The organism is Gemmiger formicilis (assembly GCF_016901605.1).
Taxonomy (GTDB): Bacteria; Bacillota; Clostridia; order Oscillospirales; family Ruminococcaceae; genus Gemmiger; species Gemmiger formicilis_B.
This window is the reverse complement of record NZ_JACJKP010000065.1, coordinates 1-13972: the sequence shown is the minus strand read 5'-3', so window position 1 is coordinate 13972 and position 13972 is coordinate 1. Positions and strand designations below refer to the sequence as shown.

General features: G+C 49.5%; 19 protein-coding genes, 1 tRNA gene and 1 pseudogene. 4 read left to right on the top strand and 17 right to left on the bottom strand.

All coding sequences use genetic code 11. The annotated features are described in order from the left end of the window. The 13 genes and pseudogenes from H6B10_RS06845 to H6B10_RS06785 form a co-directional block, all read right to left on the bottom strand. A pseudogene (locus H6B10_RS06845) lies at positions 1-439 on the bottom strand (glycoprotease); the annotation flags it as partial. Beyond that, positions 433-849: a transcription antitermination factor NusB gene (gene nusB, locus H6B10_RS06840; protein WP_204650903.1), complete on the bottom strand. Its 417-nt coding sequence runs from the start codon at positions 847-849 to the stop codon at positions 433-435. The pseudogene H6B10_RS06845 and the gene nusB, both read right to left, overlap by 7 nt. Before the next feature lie 25 nt (positions 850-874). After that, complete coding sequence (locus tag H6B10_RS06835; protein WP_204650902.1) at positions 875-1234, bottom strand: Asp23/Gls24 family envelope stress response protein; 360 nt, start codon at positions 1232-1234, stop codon at positions 875-877. 104 nt (positions 1235-1338) lie between these two features. Then, entirely contained in the window at positions 1339-2001 is a 663-nt protein-coding gene (locus tag H6B10_RS06830) for a SpoIIIAH-like family protein (RefSeq protein ID WP_204650901.1), read from the bottom strand. A gap of 12 nt (positions 2002-2013) precedes the next feature. Next, positions 2014-2553 carry a hypothetical protein gene (locus tag H6B10_RS06825; protein WP_204650900.1) on the bottom strand — a complete coding sequence of 180 codons (540 nt, stop codon included), beginning with the start codon at positions 2551-2553 and terminating at the stop codon, positions 2014-2016. Then, on the bottom strand, positions 2550-2993 hold the full coding sequence (locus H6B10_RS06820; protein ID WP_204650899.1) for a hypothetical protein: 444 nt from the start codon (positions 2991-2993) through the stop codon (positions 2550-2552). Before H6B10_RS06820 ends, H6B10_RS06825 begins: the two co-directional genes overlap by 4 nt. Before the next feature lie 2 nt (positions 2994-2995). Next, entirely contained in the window at positions 2996-4108 is a 1113-nt protein-coding gene (locus tag H6B10_RS06815) for a stage III sporulation protein AE (RefSeq protein ID WP_204650898.1), read from the bottom strand. Continuing rightward, the gene (locus H6B10_RS06810; protein WP_204650897.1) at positions 4027-4407 is read right to left on the bottom strand and encodes a SpoIIIAC/SpoIIIAD family protein; all 381 of its coding nucleotides are present in this window, start codon (positions 4405-4407) and stop codon (positions 4027-4029) included. Before H6B10_RS06810 ends, H6B10_RS06815 begins: the two co-directional genes overlap by 82 nt. Before the next feature lie 9 nt (positions 4408-4416). Then, on the bottom strand, positions 4417-4611 hold the full coding sequence (gene spoIIIAC, locus H6B10_RS06805) for a stage III sporulation protein AC (protein WP_007046405.1): 195 nt from the start codon (positions 4609-4611) through the stop codon (positions 4417-4419). A gap of 12 nt (positions 4612-4623) precedes the next feature. Beyond that, a complete protein-coding gene (locus H6B10_RS06800; protein ID WP_204650896.1) occupies positions 4624-5097 on the bottom strand; it encodes a hypothetical protein in 474 nt (157 codons plus the stop codon). Then, positions 5094-5987, bottom strand: a complete 894-nt coding sequence (locus tag H6B10_RS06795) for an ATPase, T2SS/T4P/T4SS family (RefSeq protein WP_204650895.1) — start codon at positions 5985-5987, stop codon at positions 5094-5096. The genes H6B10_RS06800 and H6B10_RS06795 overlap by 4 nt, the downstream gene beginning before the upstream one ends. 103 nt (positions 5988-6090) lie before the next feature. Continuing rightward, entirely contained in the window at positions 6091-8082 is a 1992-nt protein-coding gene (gene ligA / locus H6B10_RS06790) for an NAD-dependent DNA ligase LigA (protein ID WP_204650894.1), read from the bottom strand. 58 nt (positions 8083-8140) lie between these two features. Further along, positions 8141-8776 (bottom strand): sporulation protein YunB, encoded by a 636-nt coding sequence (locus tag H6B10_RS06785; protein WP_204650893.1) that lies wholly within the window; start codon positions 8774-8776, stop codon positions 8141-8143. Positions 8777-8977: 201 nt separating this feature from the next. Between H6B10_RS06785 and H6B10_RS06780 the strand changes: the two genes are divergently transcribed. Continuing rightward, positions 8978-9053: transfer RNA gene (locus tag H6B10_RS06780), tRNA-Ala, on the top strand. A gap of 263 nt (positions 9054-9316) precedes the next feature. Here the strand turns inward: H6B10_RS06780 and H6B10_RS06775 are convergent. From H6B10_RS06775 to H6B10_RS06765, 3 genes are all read right to left on the bottom strand, one after another. After that, on the bottom strand, positions 9317-10279 hold the full coding sequence (locus tag H6B10_RS06775) for a rolling circle replication-associated protein (RefSeq protein WP_243427291.1): 963 nt from the start codon (positions 10277-10279) through the stop codon (positions 9317-9319). 84 nt (positions 10280-10363) lie between these two features. Further along, entirely contained in the window at positions 10364-11419 is a 1056-nt protein-coding gene (locus tag H6B10_RS06770; protein WP_204650892.1) for a hypothetical protein, read from the bottom strand. Positions 11420-11475: 56 nt separating this feature from the next. Beyond that, positions 11476-11841, bottom strand: a complete 366-nt coding sequence (locus H6B10_RS06765) for a hypothetical protein (protein ID WP_204650891.1) — start codon at positions 11839-11841, stop codon at positions 11476-11478. Positions 11842-12054: 213 nt separating this feature from the next. Between H6B10_RS06765 and H6B10_RS06760 the strand changes: the two genes are divergently transcribed. Continuing rightward, positions 12055-12351, top strand: a complete 297-nt coding sequence (locus tag H6B10_RS06760) for a helix-turn-helix domain-containing protein (protein ID WP_204650890.1) — start codon at positions 12055-12057, stop codon at positions 12349-12351. Positions 12352-12405: 54 nt separating this feature from the next. Here the strand turns inward: H6B10_RS06760 and H6B10_RS06755 are convergent, their stop codons facing one another. Next, positions 12406-12648 carry a helix-turn-helix transcriptional regulator gene (locus H6B10_RS06755; protein WP_204650889.1) on the bottom strand — a complete coding sequence of 81 codons (243 nt, stop codon included), beginning with the start codon at positions 12646-12648 and terminating at the stop codon, positions 12406-12408. 142 nt (positions 12649-12790) lie between these two features. On the opposite strand from H6B10_RS06755, the gene H6B10_RS06750 reads away from it, so the two are divergent. Continuing rightward, entirely contained in the window at positions 12791-13366 is a 576-nt protein-coding gene (locus H6B10_RS06750) for a hypothetical protein (protein WP_204650888.1), read from the top strand. Between the two features lie 112 nt (positions 13367-13478). After that, positions 13479-13847, top strand: coding sequence for a helix-turn-helix domain-containing protein (locus H6B10_RS06745; protein ID WP_204650887.1), 369 nt, complete (start codon positions 13479-13481; stop codon positions 13845-13847). The last annotated feature ends 125 nt before the right edge of the window (positions 13848-13972 follow it).

Genomic DNA, 13972 nt, shown 5'->3' with positions numbered 1-13972 from the left:
CGGTTGTTCCGCCAGATACATGGAACACAAGAGATTCCGTATCAAACAGGCAGCGGTCGCCTGTTGCATACAGGGCGGCCGCTATATGCCCCTGCTGATGGGTTGTTTTTACAAGCGGGACCCCCTTGGCTACAGAGAACGAAGTGGCCGCAGAGATCCCGGCCAGAAAGCACGGCATATAAGACCCTTCCACAGGGCGCGGCTTTGCAGAAACACCAATTGCACCCACGGACGTAAGGTCTACTTTTTGGGAAAGTTCTTCTATCATCTGCGGCAGCGCCACGGTGTGCTGGAACAGTGCATCGCTTTGGCGCAATCCCAGCTGTCCCGGTTTTACAGCCAAAAACTTTTTGCAATCACAAACAACCTCTCCGGCGTTTGTGTCAAACACAGCCAGAGAGGTTGCATAATTGCTGGTATCGATTCCCAGCGTCAGCATTGCGGCTCAGCACTTTCTTCCCGCTCACGGGCCACAGTGCCAAGCAAACCATTTACAAACTGGTAATCATTATCAGCACCGTATTTTTTGACCAATTCTACCGCTTCGTTGATTGCAACACCGGGCTTTTGTTCCTCGCCATATAGCATTTCTGCCAAGGCGAGCCGTAATGCCACCAGACTTACCCGCGGCACACGGTTGAGAGTCCATCCCTTCAGATGGTCTTCAATGATCGAATCCAGCTCTTCGGCATGGTCATTCATTGCCGCCAGCAATCGGCGTGCAAACACATCTTTTTCTGCCTGTTCGCTATCGGACGGCAAGCTCGGTGTCTCCGGTTCAAACGTCGCGGCAAAAGCCGTCAAAAAGGCCGCCTCGCGAGCTTCGCGGCGGGTCAGCTTTTTCTCCATATTTGGTTTCCAGTCCCTCTCTTTTTCAGTTCTGTGCTTCGGGCTGCGCCAGACCTACCACCAGAACATCTACGCGCGAAACCGTAATTCCGGTCATGTTCTGAATGGTCTGCTTTACATTTTCCTGCACTTTTTCACACAACGGCATAATTTTTTGCCCGTAGTCTGCCGTCAATTGTACCGTTACGGTCGCAACGCCATCTTCCAGTACAACGCCAACAGGCTTGCGCAAACCCGTACGGCCCAACAGACTGCGTACATTCTGGCTGTTTCCCGTTGTCACTTCCGCGACACCGCCTACTTCCAATGCGGCCAGCCGAGCAATTTTGGCCAGAACATCGGTCGAGATCTGTAAGCTGCCCCCGATGGTATTCTGCACATCCATGTTGTGTACCCTCCCGTTGCATGTGGCTTTTTCGGAAGCCACTATTTCTTATAGTATAGTTTAGTTTACCACAAAACCATACCGTTTGCAACCAATTGATCGGGTTATTTTACCTCCACAATGGTGATGTCCTGGGCATCCAGGCCGGTACACTGGCCCATAAGTGCGTCCCGGATCTTCGCCACTTCGTCCGCTGTCAGGGTGTCGTTTTCCGTCATAACGGTAACGTTGGCTTTCTCGCCTTCCAGATTAACCACACAGTCCGCAAAGCCCTTGGATTTGATCAACGTTTCCAGCTTTGTTTCCAACGTTATATTATTGACCTGTGTGCTGAGTTTGTCGGTCAGCTCCTTTTTTTCTGCGTCGCTGACGGTTGTATCTTTCAATGCATCATTCAGCGCTTCCAACGCTTCGTCCCGGGCTTTGCTGCGCGCCAGACGTGCTTCTTCAAAAAATTCCGTGCCTGAATCCTGCAGCACACTGACCATCTGGGCTTCGCCGTAATTTTTGTTGACCTGTTCCTCCTCGGCGGCAGGGGCAGCCGCGTCAACGGTTTCTTCCAGCGGGTCCAACACGGCGGTCGTTTCGGCCGAGGCCGCGGTTTCCACCGCAGCCGACGGTGTATCGGCTGTAACGGTCAAGTCCTGGGGGGCTTCTTTGGCGAAAGACCAGTTCAAATAGACCGCTGCGCCCAAGGCCAGAACCATCACCGCAGCTGTTGCATTGCGGTTTTTCTTCTGCTTACCGTTCGATGCATTCTGCTTCATAGGAAACCTCCCTCAATTCGATGCTGCCATTTTGGCTACCGTGATATGGTTGCTTCCCACACCGGTCAGGGCGGCAACCAGCGCACTGACCTGATTCTGTACAGAAGGCTTTTCTCCTCCCTCACAAACCACAGCCACTCCCAGGATTTTTGGCGTATAAACTGTTTCCAATAGACCACTGTTGCCAACCAGGACGTAATTTCGAGTATACTCCCCTTCCGCGTCAGATTGGGAGTCCGTTGCGTAAGCGTTTTGTTCGCCGCTTTCCAGGGTCACCATGACCTGCACAGCCCCCACGCCGTCCACCTTCCCGATCAGCTGCTGAAGTTCCGTTTCAAGCTCTGCGGCATAATCCTGATAGCTTGATTGCTCAGATGGTTGGACTGCTTCCGGTCGTTTTGAATCTTCTTGCGGTATCCATTCGGAAAACGCCAGAAGAATCAGCCCGGTCAAACCGGCTACAACCAAAACATTGATCCGCTTTTTTTCATCTAACAGCACTTCTTTGCACCGCTGCATCCATTGAACCCACAAAATCTTCGCATTTTTCACGGTGCATCACCCCCAACGGTAAGTTCATACGGTAATGTTCCACAGCTTGATGCCAACAGACTTTCTGCCCGCTCGTAATCATCTGCATGAACAAGGGTGACGCAACAGGTGTTGTTACCCAGTGTAACAACGGCTTCCACGTCTGCATTTTCCAGCACTTCACGTACTGCATCGGCGGAGGCGGCAAGTCCAAGCTGTCTGCCGTAAGCCGAATAATCAAGGGTGTTTTCTTCTGTTGTTGCCGTAAGATCATACAGCTGTGCGGTCAACATTTGCCAATCTGTCCCACGCAGCAACTGCAGACCTGCCGTTATAATATACAGCACCAAAATGGTATTTATGACGGAGGTGAAACTGTTTTCCGGCCAAAAAATCCGGATTACACCGGCAATGGTAGAAATCACACAAAATCCCAGTGCCACATGGCGAATTGCGTCCATCGTTATGATCCTCCGCTTCCGGAAATCAAAAGTAAGGCGGTTGATAAAAAGACCATAAAAAAATACAGAATCAGAACAGAGGTACAAAGCCCCGCCCCCTCATAATAAAGCCGGCAAAGCCTTCCACATTGCTTTTGCCCTTCTGCCGAAGCCAAAATGCCGGCACCTGCAAAGGCAAGGCCGTACAAAAAGCAGTGTACAAAAACCGGAAGAAACGCCGCTGCCAATGCCAACAATGCAGCCAATGCCAAAGAGCCTTTTAGCAGCTGGACCGCAGCGGCCGCACCGGAAAGCGCTGCCGCCGCCGCATCCCCCACCACAGGAATCGTTCCCTGCAAGACGCTTTTTCCAGTCTTCAGTGCTGCGGTATCCACCGTGCCTGCCAGTATGTTCTGCAGACCCAGCACCACACTGAAAAGAAGCGCGCATCCTTTCAAAAGCCCCCGCAGACATTTTGCAAAGAGTGAGGCAGCTTCTTCAACACCCGGGTTGCCCCAGATACAGGCACATGCGGCAAAGCAGAAGTAAATTTGCATAACTGGGAGCAATATCTTTTGGATTGCGGCGGCCAAAAAATTGGACATGGTAAAAAACATCCCGCTGTATACCAGGGAACCGGCCGTTTGTCCGCCCATTGCCGCCACCCCGCTGAACACGGGAACAAAAGAAATCAGATAATTCTGGCAGTCCTGCGCAGCGGTTCCCACTGTATCGGTCAGTGACATCATGGCGGCAAGACTCAATGTTCCAAAGCCAAGCACTGCGACCGAATCTATACAGGCTTTCCAGGAAGAGTTTCCGGCAAGGATTCCAAGGGCTCCCGCCAAGAGCAGATAACCGGCAGCTTGAAGACCAAAACGAAAGGGTGCTTGCAAGTTCTGCCCCACCGTTGTTCCCAACCAATCAAGAACATCTTGCAGCTGCCATTGTGCAGCGTCCTGTAGATTGCCGGACTCGTCCTGTAAGAGTGTTTGTACAGAATCGGGCGGTTCTTCCGCAGCCATATGCGGTGCAGCCAAAAGGCACAAAACGATCACTGCAAATAACCCGCATAGGAGTCGAGCAAGTCCTGCAAAAGCGGCAGTGCCTGAAAAAGTGCACATATTCGTCCGCAAAGTTCGGTAGCGGTTGCGGCGGCAGACATACCGGCTTCTTTGCAGATATCCGACGTCAGCTGCGCAACAATTGCAATGCCCAGAACCCGCAGCAGGCAGGAAATCTCTTTGCCGGAAAAAGCGCCGGCAAGAGCCTGCAGCCATTCCATTACCGGGCGAATCTGCTGAATGACAATCACCAGGACGCCGCCCACCGCACACACCGAAACCAAAAAAGCGTAAGCCGGCTGATCTTTTTTCAGTGCCAGGCTTAATACGGCTGCAACGAAAGCTAAAACAGCCAATTTGAATACCAGCATAGTTCTCCATCACAGTTCAAACAGTGCTTTTATCAGCACAAATAAGTCACTGATTTGCCGAACGAGCATGCTTAATACAACGATCAAGCCCGCAAGAGTTGTCATCATAGCCTGATCCTCACGGCCGGAGCGTATGAGCAGCTGGTTCAGCACAGCCACAATAATACCGGTTGCTGCTATTTTGAAAACCAAATCAATATTCATGGTGCTGTATCCTCACCAAAGCAAAATTGCGGCAAAAACGCCCAAACAGGCGCCCAGACGCGGCCAAAGTTTTCGTGCTGCACTCGCTTCGGATTGCTTTTCAGCTGCCGCGTCTTCACAAAGACGCGCCATTCGCTGCAAAGTTGAACAAGCAGACGTGCGTGATTCAAAGGCCAGCTGTTCCAGGTTGCTTCGAACTTCCTGCCGCAGCGGCTCAGGCATTGACGCAGGCAGGGGCACATCGGTCAATTCCCTGCACCGGGCCAGGCCAATCTGTGCAAATTCCGGGTAACGTTCTGCTCTGCGCAGCAGCTGTGTGCCCGTCATCGCCTGATACGTCAGGGTTTCTTCTAAGTACCGCAGAAATCTGGAAAAGGTATACAGCTGACGCCAACAGCTGTATTTGTGACTATATACCGCCATGCCGCTGCCTGCTCCCGCCAGGATCAGCAAAAGCGCTCCCACAAATCGCAAAACCTCTTTCATAGCAAATCCACCCATTGCTCGATGGTTCCCGGCTTTTCCCTCCCGGACAGAAAGGCCGCCCGGGGGAAGGCGCCCGACGTCCAAAGCCGGCTGAATCGTATTTTTTGACGTAAATTTTCGGGATGATCACAGTGAACGGAAGCCAGAAAGCGTACGCCGGAAGCAATCCCCCTCTCTACGGCAACAATGTCTTCTTCAGTACCTAACTCATCGCAAACGATAAAAGCCGGATTCATACATCGCAGTGCCATGCAAATTCCTTCTGCCTTGGGGCATCGTGTGTATACATCGCAAGCAATTTGCCTTGCCTGAGGCAACGAATCGGCTTCCCCTGCCATAAGTTCGCCGCGCTCGTCCACTACACAGACAACAGCATCGGTCTGCCCCAGGTACTGTACCAAGGTGCGCAAAAAGGTAGTTTTACCGCTGCCTGGAGGGCCGGCGATCAGTAAACCACCGCAGGCATTCTCTGATAAATAGGTTATTACCGGTTGTGGCAACTGGCAGGTCACCCATCGTGCCACACGAAGATTGAGAGATGTAATGGCAGAAAAACCGTTCCCGTTCCAGCTTCCTGCCACACCAATTCGATTACCGCCTGCGACCGTGAAAAATCCTTGCCGTAGTTCCGATTCGTATGCGTAGACGGAACGCCGGCATAATTGCAGAAAACAATCCTGCAATAAGCTTGTCCTTATATGGGACAAGAGACTGTTCCGGGGCAAATATTTTTGGCAAGGCACAAGTTTTCCGTTCATCGTGAACTGTGCCGGCTGTTCTGCACGGAGTCGGATTTCCTGTACACGGGAAGCATGGCAAGATGGCAAACCGTTGAGCGCTTCTGCAAGGGCAGGTGGCAATGCTTGTATCAGTCTGTAGTACTCGTCCATGATTTTCGTCACCTCACATTGCCACTGTATGAAAGGGTACAGGATTTTAGAACTGAAAAAGGCACCCTCCAAGAGGGTGCCTTTACGGGTTTTGGGTGCGTATTCAGGATTGTCCGGATTCGATCAGTTCATACAACCCGGCTTCATCGATCACCGGAATTCCCAGCGTTTGCGCTTTGGTCAGTTTGGAGCCGGCGGCAGTTCCCGCCACCACATAACTGGTCTTTTTGGATACGGAACCTGCTGCCTTACCGCCGTTTTGTACAATCAGGGCTTCGGCTTCCTGCCGGGACAAAGTCGGCAAAGTTCCTGTTACCACCAGGGTCTTGCCTGCCAGCGCAGTGCCCTTTTTGGTGCCCGTCCACTGCATATTGACACCGGCTTCTTTCAAGCGCTGCAGCAAGTCTGTCGTTCCGTCTTTTGCAAAAAATTCCAGAACGCTTTGCGCCATGACCGCACCAAAACCATCAATTTCACACATTTGTTCTGCGGTTGCCGCCTGCAACGCTCCCATACTGCCGAAATGCTCCGCCAACAAAGCCGCTGCTTTGTCGCCTATATTTCGGATACCAAGTCCAAACAGTAATTTGTCGAGATTGTTGTTTTTGGAGTTTTCAATGGAAGTCAGCAGATTTTGAGCGCTCTTCTTTTTGAATTTATCCAGCGTCAGCAACTGTTCTTCCGTTAAGGTATACAGATCCGCCACTGTATGCACAAGCCCTTTATCTGTCAGCTGAATGGCCACCGCTTCTCCCAGGCCATCGATTGCCATAGCATCCCGGGAAGCAAAATGAATCAGGTTGCGCAGGCTTTGGGCCGGACATTCCGGGTTCACGCAGCGCAAAGCAGTTTCGTCTTCCAGGTGGACTACAGGTGCACCGCAGCTGGGGCAGACGGTGGGCATCCGGAAAGGCTGACTTTGCGGGCCGTGTGCTGAAACCGCGATTACTTCAGGGATAATATCGCCTGCTTTCCGAACCTGGATCGTATCGCCAATGCCAACCCCCAAACTGTCGATGATATCGCCGTTGTGCAGGCTGGCACGGGAAACGCTTGTTCCCGCCAAAAAGATGGGATCAAAAATAGCAGTGGGCGTTAAAACCCCGGTCCGGCCCACGGTTACCTCAATATCCCGTACAACACTTTCTTTGACTTCCGGAGGATATTTGAAGGCGATGGCCCAGCGAGGAAATTTATTGGTGCTGCCGAGTGCGTTACGCGCCGAGAGATCGTTCACTTTGATTACGGCGCCGTCAATGTCGTATTCCAGTGTGCCACGCAGCTCACCGATGGTTTGAATTTCCCGAATCGCCTCTTCGATGGAAGCAAATACACTGTAACGTGGTGATACAGGGAATCCCAATGCTTTGATATAATCCAGCGTTTCGTGATGAGTAGTAAAAGTTTTTCCCTCACACTGCTGCAAGTTGAACACAAAAATCGACAGGCCTCTTTCGGCCGTGATTTTAGAATTCTTTTGCCGTAAAGACCCGGCAGCTGCGTTCCGCGGATTTTTAAACGGTGTTTTGTCTTCCAGTTCCTGTTGTTCTTTTAACTTAAAAAAGGCACTGTGCGGCATGTATACTTCTCCGCGAACTTCCAGATATTCCGGCGCATCCTTCAGTTCGGTAGGAATATCCGCGATAGTCGCGAGGTTTTCGGTCACATCCTCCCCCACGACACCGTCACCACGTGTGGACCCACGGACAAAACGACCGTTTCGATATTCAAGACTTACAGAAAGGCCATCGATTTTGGCCTCTACCACATATTCCGGTTCGATACCGGCTTCTCGGACGCGAGTGTCGAAATCTCTCAATTCATCAAAGGAAAATGCGTCCTGGAGACTTTCCATTTTGACGCGATGGGTCACCTTACTGAATTTGCTGCTGGCGATACCGCCCACATGCTGCGTGGGTGACTCCGGCGTAATCAGTTCGGGGAAATTCTTTTCAATTTCCTTTAACTCTCGAGTTAATGCGTCATATTCAAAATCTTCCAGTTCGGGCGCATCCTGATCATAGTACAGCCGATTGTTTTTATCAATCACTGCACGCAATTCTTCTGCGCGTTTACGTGCCTGATCCAGTTCCATAGTTTCCTTCACCCCATTTTTTATCTGGGGATATTATAACACAACCAGCCCTTTTTCATCAATCCAATGCAGCGGCATAAATTTGTGGCGTTTCACCCGCCAGTAAAACACTTATCATGGGGATGGTGTCTACTACAGTAAGGGTTTCTGTTCTTCCGTCCAGGATCATATTGACAGTGACCCGGATTTCCAGCTGGGCGGTATAGCGGGTAGTGTTAATGGATAAGGATTCACAGGATTCTGCCCACTCGGCTTCTACATAGCCCTGAGGCTGCAGTTCCATTTTCCAACAGGGCCCATAGCCGCTAAGTAAGGAGTTACCAGTCAAGCTTCCAAAAGGGATATACTGCACTTGATCAGGAAGCGATTCCATTCGTTTCTGTACAGCCTGAATGAGGTTATTTCGGATGCAATTAGCCGATGAAGTGTCAATCTTCATTCCGGTATCGGTAACCGTGTAAAGTGTAGAATAGCGCGCAGCATCGGCTTGTTGTTGGTTACCAACCGCCTCATGAATAACCTGCGTGGTAACCGTACGGGCGGTATATTCAGCCAGCTGCATAAGCGTAGGCTTGATTTTGCAGTTGATGTAAGCATTAAAACCCAAGATTGCGACAACAAAAAAACACACTGACAGTTTGAGCCAAAGTTTTACTGGCCATCGCCTTTTGATGTATGGCTTAATACACCGCATAACCATCCCTCCTCTCAGGACATCTCTGCCATATTATGTTGAGAAGAGTATCTACGGTTCTTTGCATGCACTACTGTTTGCCGGACATTAAAGGATTTTGCACTGAAATTCGACTTTTTTGAAAAAATGTGTTGACATTCCAAAGTTATTTCGCTATAATATAAAGCGTCGCCGAGATAAGTCGAGTGCGGCAAAACATATGGGGGTGTAGCTCACCTGGGAGAGCGCCTGCATGGCATGCAGGAGGTAAGGGGTTCGATCCCCCTCATCTCCACCAAACCAAGATAATCCGAACCTTTTCCCTATAGGGAACGGGTTCGGATTTATCATTTATATGGACGAAATTGCATAAGCAAAACGGCGGCGGTATGTGTGGTACATACTGCCGCCGTTTGCTATTTGGGTTTTGTTCTGTTTTGTCCCTTGTTACTATTCTGCTGCCTTTTTTGCCATTCAGCAAACTCTCTCTTACCTTCGTCACTCTCGAAATAGGTTTGTATATCAGGTAGTAGACAACGGGCAAGGGCTTCTAATTCGTAATCAGGTATCTTCGGGTGATATTGTTTTTGAGGGTGCGTCAAGTCGGCCTCCCTCCTTTGAGGCGCTATTGTATTGCCGGTAATTGATAATGTTTTTTACTTCTCCAACCTCGTTGGTAACAGCAATCGTCCTTTCATAGGTGAGCGGTGCACTGTTTACAATCTCTTGCGCTTCGGCTTCAGTTGTCTGCCATATCATTGGCCTTTTCACCCCTCTGCTCGACCTATACAGGTTAAAACCAGGCGGATATAGGCGTAGCCGTGCCCCCTTGACTATGGCTTTCTTTTGTCTTTTGCCTTGCTCGTCAGTTGCACTTATTTCGGTTATTTGGCCTCTTGTGTTGCCAGTGCGGAGAGCTTCGGATAACTCCATATCTCCTAAATATGCGGTCAGGTACAAGCCGGGATTGTCAATCCCTTGCAGGCTTTTTGTCTTTGTGAAGCCGTGTCTCCAGATATGTGCCACATCTGCATTAGGTATAAATGGGGCTTTTTCTGGAAAAAGGAATAAGCAGTGCAAATGCCACGCACCACGCGCTTGCGGTTCGGCAGCAGTGATGTATTCGGCGGTCGGGTGCCCGTACTTGACCAAATAGTAGCGAAAGCGCGTCCAAAAACGGCGAAAATCTTCATACAAGCGTTTTGTGTCCTGCATGTTTTCTCGATATGTAAGCGTCACCCATAATACTTTATCTGGTTCTGTTAGATTGGTATTAATTAGATCGCGCAGTTTGCGCAGGGATTGAGATACACTGTTTTTGTTGTCGGATCGATTCACTGCGTGGCGAAACTCTTTGACTTCATCCGTGCGCTTGTCGACATAAAAATCGGCGTTTATCTTTTTAATGACAGCCGTGGGAATAGAGCGCATATAGCGGATTTCAATGATATTCCCGCACAGCTTTACCGTTACTTGCGCCTCTGGCGTATTGGGCCGAACATCCGGAATTCTGTCAATGTTCATAAAATATCAAGTTAAATCCGCCTTGCGGCGGCGGGCGTGCTCTGGCGGCTCTCGCTCCGCTTTGCCGCCCGCCCCGCCCGGTTATCAACGGCTCATTGCTTTCCGAATGGAAGAATCCAGCGCCTCCATATCTGGAACATCAGCAACTCGCATTTTCTCTAATCCCTTTCCGTCAATATACAAATGCCCCTCACGGGTTCGGCACTCTACCAGACGTCCTGCCACACTATCAGGGAACACCATCCTTCGCCCCTCCGGGCTCAGATTACCCAGTGCAAGGCAGCATTGGAAATTATCCCGCGCCGCAGAAAAGTAGGAAGAATCGGGCCTTTGAATCCCCACAATGGGAAAGAACCTGTATGCTCGTCCCAGCATAAGCAGCTCCGCTAATTTTGCTTTGAGTAGTTCAGCCTCTTTCTTGTCTAAAGACATGATAAAGCTGCCCCATTCATCAATAATCAAATAGTTCGGCTCTCCCTCCACTCCAGCCTCTTGCTGTCGTTTGAATGCATCGTAAAAATCATTCAGACCTTGGATGCAGTCGGTATAGCCATAGTAACCGGGAAAAGACGAAAATCCCCGGAAGTCAAACCGTTTAAAGTCCAAAAGCCAGATTTTTGCATTTGGCTGGAACTTTGCGATTTTTGCCATCAGAATTTTGATGGCGACAGTCTTACCCGTTCCCGTCGCACCAATCACCAGCATATTGATAAGCTGCTTGATACTGATACTTCCAACTGCTTCATCCGAGGGAAAAAGCAGAGTGGGGCGCACATATTTTTGCGGAAGAAAGAACATCAAAGTATAGCTTGTTTTTCTCCCATACTCCATTCGGTACACTATCCCATTGAGAGAGGCTTGCAGGCGGTCTATCCTTTTGTCCGTGTCCGGGATAGAAACCCCGACATTTTTGACCTTTAAAATAATACCGTGTTTTCGCTCCCGGTCACGCTTTGCACGAACTAAAACAGGATATTCCTCCCTGGCATTCCGCAAACCACATTGGCGCACCGCCCGATCAAATCGCCACTTTAGAAAAAATGGTGTACGGATCAGCTGCACAAGGCAAACAAGGCCAGTCAGAATCAGGGCAAAGGCTACCATGATGCGGACAAATTCTGGTGAGGTGAAAAACTTCATATTTATTTCCCTTTCATGTGGGGGACGTCGTACGATACGCCGTCCCCTGTCCGGTTTTACTTGCTGCCGTTGAGCGTCACGATCTGTGCAGTCTGCGCTGTTGCAGTCATCCCAATGCCGCCCCCGCTACTGCTATACAAATTAACGATACAATCGGGAATCTGTACTAAAAGGAATTTGCATTCAGCACAGGCAGCTTCAATTTGCTCATTAGCGATTCTGGGCAACGGGTCATGGTCAAACTTGACCGCCAAAGTGGAAAGTCCAGCACCTTGGAGAGCCAATGTTAGCTTGACCCCCGTTCTCACATCGGACAGCCTTTTTCCGTTTTCGTACGGAAAGACATCCGTTTTGCCGACCAGCAGCGCATAATCAAGCCCACCATTCACAGCGGGCAAATCCACTTCAAGTTTATAGGGCATAACATGAAACCTTCTTTCATAGGCTCCATCCTAATAAGGATGGGCTTTTAATCTTTCAACACGGCCATGTCTTGCTTTCATTGTAGCAGGTGTATCTTCAAAAATCCCGCCCCAGTGTGTTGGGCTGGAATAACAACTCTCCGCTATTGACACTATACAAAGTCGTATAGTATAATGAAACCAGCTAAAAACTATTGTGAAGGGTGTAAGCTGATGAGCCGCGAAAGAAAAGCTCCTATTATCGCCGGCAGAGTTAAGGAACTGCGGACAGAGCGCCATCTGACGCAAGAAGAATTTGCCGAAAGTATAGGCGTGGCAACAAATACAATTAGCCGTATCGAACGAAAAGAAATGAGTTTGTCATCAGAAGTGGCCCTAAAAATTGCGGACGAATACAAAATAAGTCTTGACTGGCTGTTTGGCCGTAGCGAAGAGGAAATACCTGTTCCATATTTGCAGAACTTGCAAGAGGCTCTTGACTGCATCAGTGGACCCGAAATAGTCGAATAACTCAAAAGCCCCTCAGCCTATGTCTTAGCATGGGCCGAGGGGCTTATCTGTTTTTTAATGCTCTATTAGTTTATCCAAACTAACGCCAAGCGCAACTGAGATTTTATAAAAGGTTTCGACGGAGAAGTTATATCCTACTTTTTCGCTTTCAATCTGGCGAATAAAGTCGTGAGATCGGCCTACCATTTCGGCCAATTCCGCAGCGGTCAAACCTTTTTCTTTTCGATATTTTTTGATGTTTCGCCGTATCGTATTGTAAATATCCGTATCAAATACGGGCATTTCTTTTGTTGCCATAATATGAGCCACCACCTAACAAAAGTGTACCCAAGTAGGGGCAAAATGTATGTTAGGCATTGCCTCACAAAAAATGCTTGCGCTTATCGTTGTCAGATGGTAGAATGAAGTTGAAAAAACCGCTTGAAAGGGTGTGTTAAGCGTGAAAAAGAAAGTTTCTTTGATAATTGCTGGTGTAATGATAGTGGCGCTTGTTGGTGGTGGAGGCTATTTGTATATTCAGAATGAAAACGCAAAAGAGGCCGCGCTGATACAGCAACAGGAGCAGGAGGCGGCAGAAAAAGCCGAAGCGGAACGGATTGCCGCAGAAAAAGAAGCCGCAGAAAAAGCCGAGGCCGAGCGACTTGAAGAAGCAAAGAAAGCCGCAGAGCAAGAAGCAGAAGAACAGCAGCAGACTACGGAAGCCACCCAACCACCAGCCGCAACCGAGGAACCGAAAGCCACCACAGATGAACAACAGCCCGGAGTAGGTGCAAATGCTGGCACCGGAAGTGATGGCTTACCCGATGATGTTATCATTGGAAGCGGCAACACTTATTATGATGGAAATCAGATTGGACAGGGCAACACTTCTACAGTGCCGAATTCTCCCAGTACTAACGATGGTGAAATGAGCGCGGAGGAATGGAACGCTCAGCTTCCTCCCCTCCAGCCGGGAACAGAAATTGGCTCACCAGCTATTGAAAGTGGTGAACAAGTCCCAGGGGCAGGTATGTAAGATAACTACAGAACGGACGGCAAAGGCAACGACCTTGGCCGTCCGTTTCATTTTTTGAGTTGACAAAGTAACTCGTATATCGTATTATTCGGATATGAGGAGGCGTGTTGACATGCAAGAAATAGCGCAAAGATTAAAAGATCTGCGGGAAAGTATCAACCTATCTCAGGCTAAATTGGCCGCATTGATGGGGGCAACACAAGCCAGCGTGAACCGATACGAGAATGGGCAATCTTCCCCGCCGCTAAAGATTTTACAGTGGTATGCTGACTTCTTCGATGTATCTATGGACTACATTTTTGCCCGGACAGATCGGCCAGAGGGAAAGCTATACGAACACAAACCGAAAGTTTTAGAAGCCGTCACACAGGAAAACAAGGAATTGCGGGAATTTGTAGATATGTGTTTTAACCCGGATTCCCCGGTCAGCCAAAGACTTCGAGAGGTTTTGACAAAGGCATTGGAGGAACAGAGAAAATAGGTCGGGCGTTTCCCCTTGCGAAGGATATTCAAAAATTCCCGCCCGTCAAGGTTAAAATGAACTGGCTTCGCCAGACCTTGACAAGCGAGAATTTTTGAATTGGAGGAAATCAAGGGTAACGCCCC

What these genes read in the sequence shown, in the direction of transcription:
- H6B10_RS06765 (WP_204650891.1), bottom strand. Translation starts at nt 11,841, where the DNA reads ATGCCCTATAAACTTGAAGTGGATTTGCCCGCTGTGAATGGTGGGCTT.
- nusB (WP_204650903.1), bottom strand. Translation starts at nt 849, where the DNA reads ATGGAGAAAAAGCTGACCCGCCGCGAAGCTCGCGAGGCGGCCTTTTTG.
- H6B10_RS06770 (WP_204650892.1), bottom strand. Translation starts at nt 11,419, where the DNA reads ATGAAGTTTTTCACCTCACCAGAATTTGTCCGCATCATGGTAGCCTTT.
- H6B10_RS06800 (WP_204650896.1), bottom strand. Translation starts at nt 5,097, where the DNA reads ATGAAAGAGGTTTTGCGATTTGTGGGAGCGCTTTTGCTGATCCTGGCG.
- H6B10_RS06835 (WP_204650902.1), bottom strand. Translation starts at nt 1,234, where the DNA reads ATGGATGTGCAGAATACCATCGGGGGCAGCTTACAGATCTCGACCGAT.
- H6B10_RS06820 (WP_204650899.1), bottom strand. Translation starts at nt 2,993, where the DNA reads ATGGACGCAATTCGCCATGTGGCACTGGGATTTTGTGTGATTTCTACC.
- H6B10_RS06745 (WP_204650887.1), top strand. Translation starts at nt 13,479, where the DNA reads ATGCAAGAAATAGCGCAAAGATTAAAAGATCTGCGGGAAAGTATCAAC.
- H6B10_RS06760 (WP_204650890.1), top strand. Translation starts at nt 12,055, where the DNA reads ATGAGCCGCGAAAGAAAAGCTCCTATTATCGCCGGCAGAGTTAAGGAA.
- H6B10_RS06755 (WP_204650889.1), bottom strand. Translation starts at nt 12,648, where the DNA reads ATGGCAACAAAAGAAATGCCCGTATTTGATACGGATATTTACAATACG.
- ligA (WP_204650894.1), bottom strand. Translation starts at nt 8,082, where the DNA reads ATGGAACTGGATCAGGCACGTAAACGCGCAGAAGAATTGCGTGCAGTG.
- H6B10_RS06830 (WP_204650901.1), bottom strand. Translation starts at nt 2,001, where the DNA reads ATGAAGCAGAATGCATCGAACGGTAAGCAGAAGAAAAACCGCAATGCA.
- spoIIIAC (WP_007046405.1), bottom strand. Translation starts at nt 4,611, where the DNA reads ATGAATATTGATTTGGTTTTCAAAATAGCAGCAACCGGTATTATTGTG.
- H6B10_RS06775 (WP_243427291.1), bottom strand. Translation starts at nt 10,279, where the DNA reads ATGAACATTGACAGAATTCCGGATGTTCGGCCCAATACGCCAGAGGCG.
- H6B10_RS06795 (WP_204650895.1), bottom strand. Translation starts at nt 5,987, where the DNA reads ATGGACGAGTACTACAGACTGATACAAGCATTGCCACCTGCCCTTGCA.
- H6B10_RS06785 (WP_204650893.1), bottom strand. Translation starts at nt 8,776, where the DNA reads ATGCGGTGTATTAAGCCATACATCAAAAGGCGATGGCCAGTAAAACTT.
- H6B10_RS06810 (WP_204650897.1), bottom strand. Translation starts at nt 4,407, where the DNA reads ATGCTGGTATTCAAATTGGCTGTTTTAGCTTTCGTTGCAGCCGTATTA.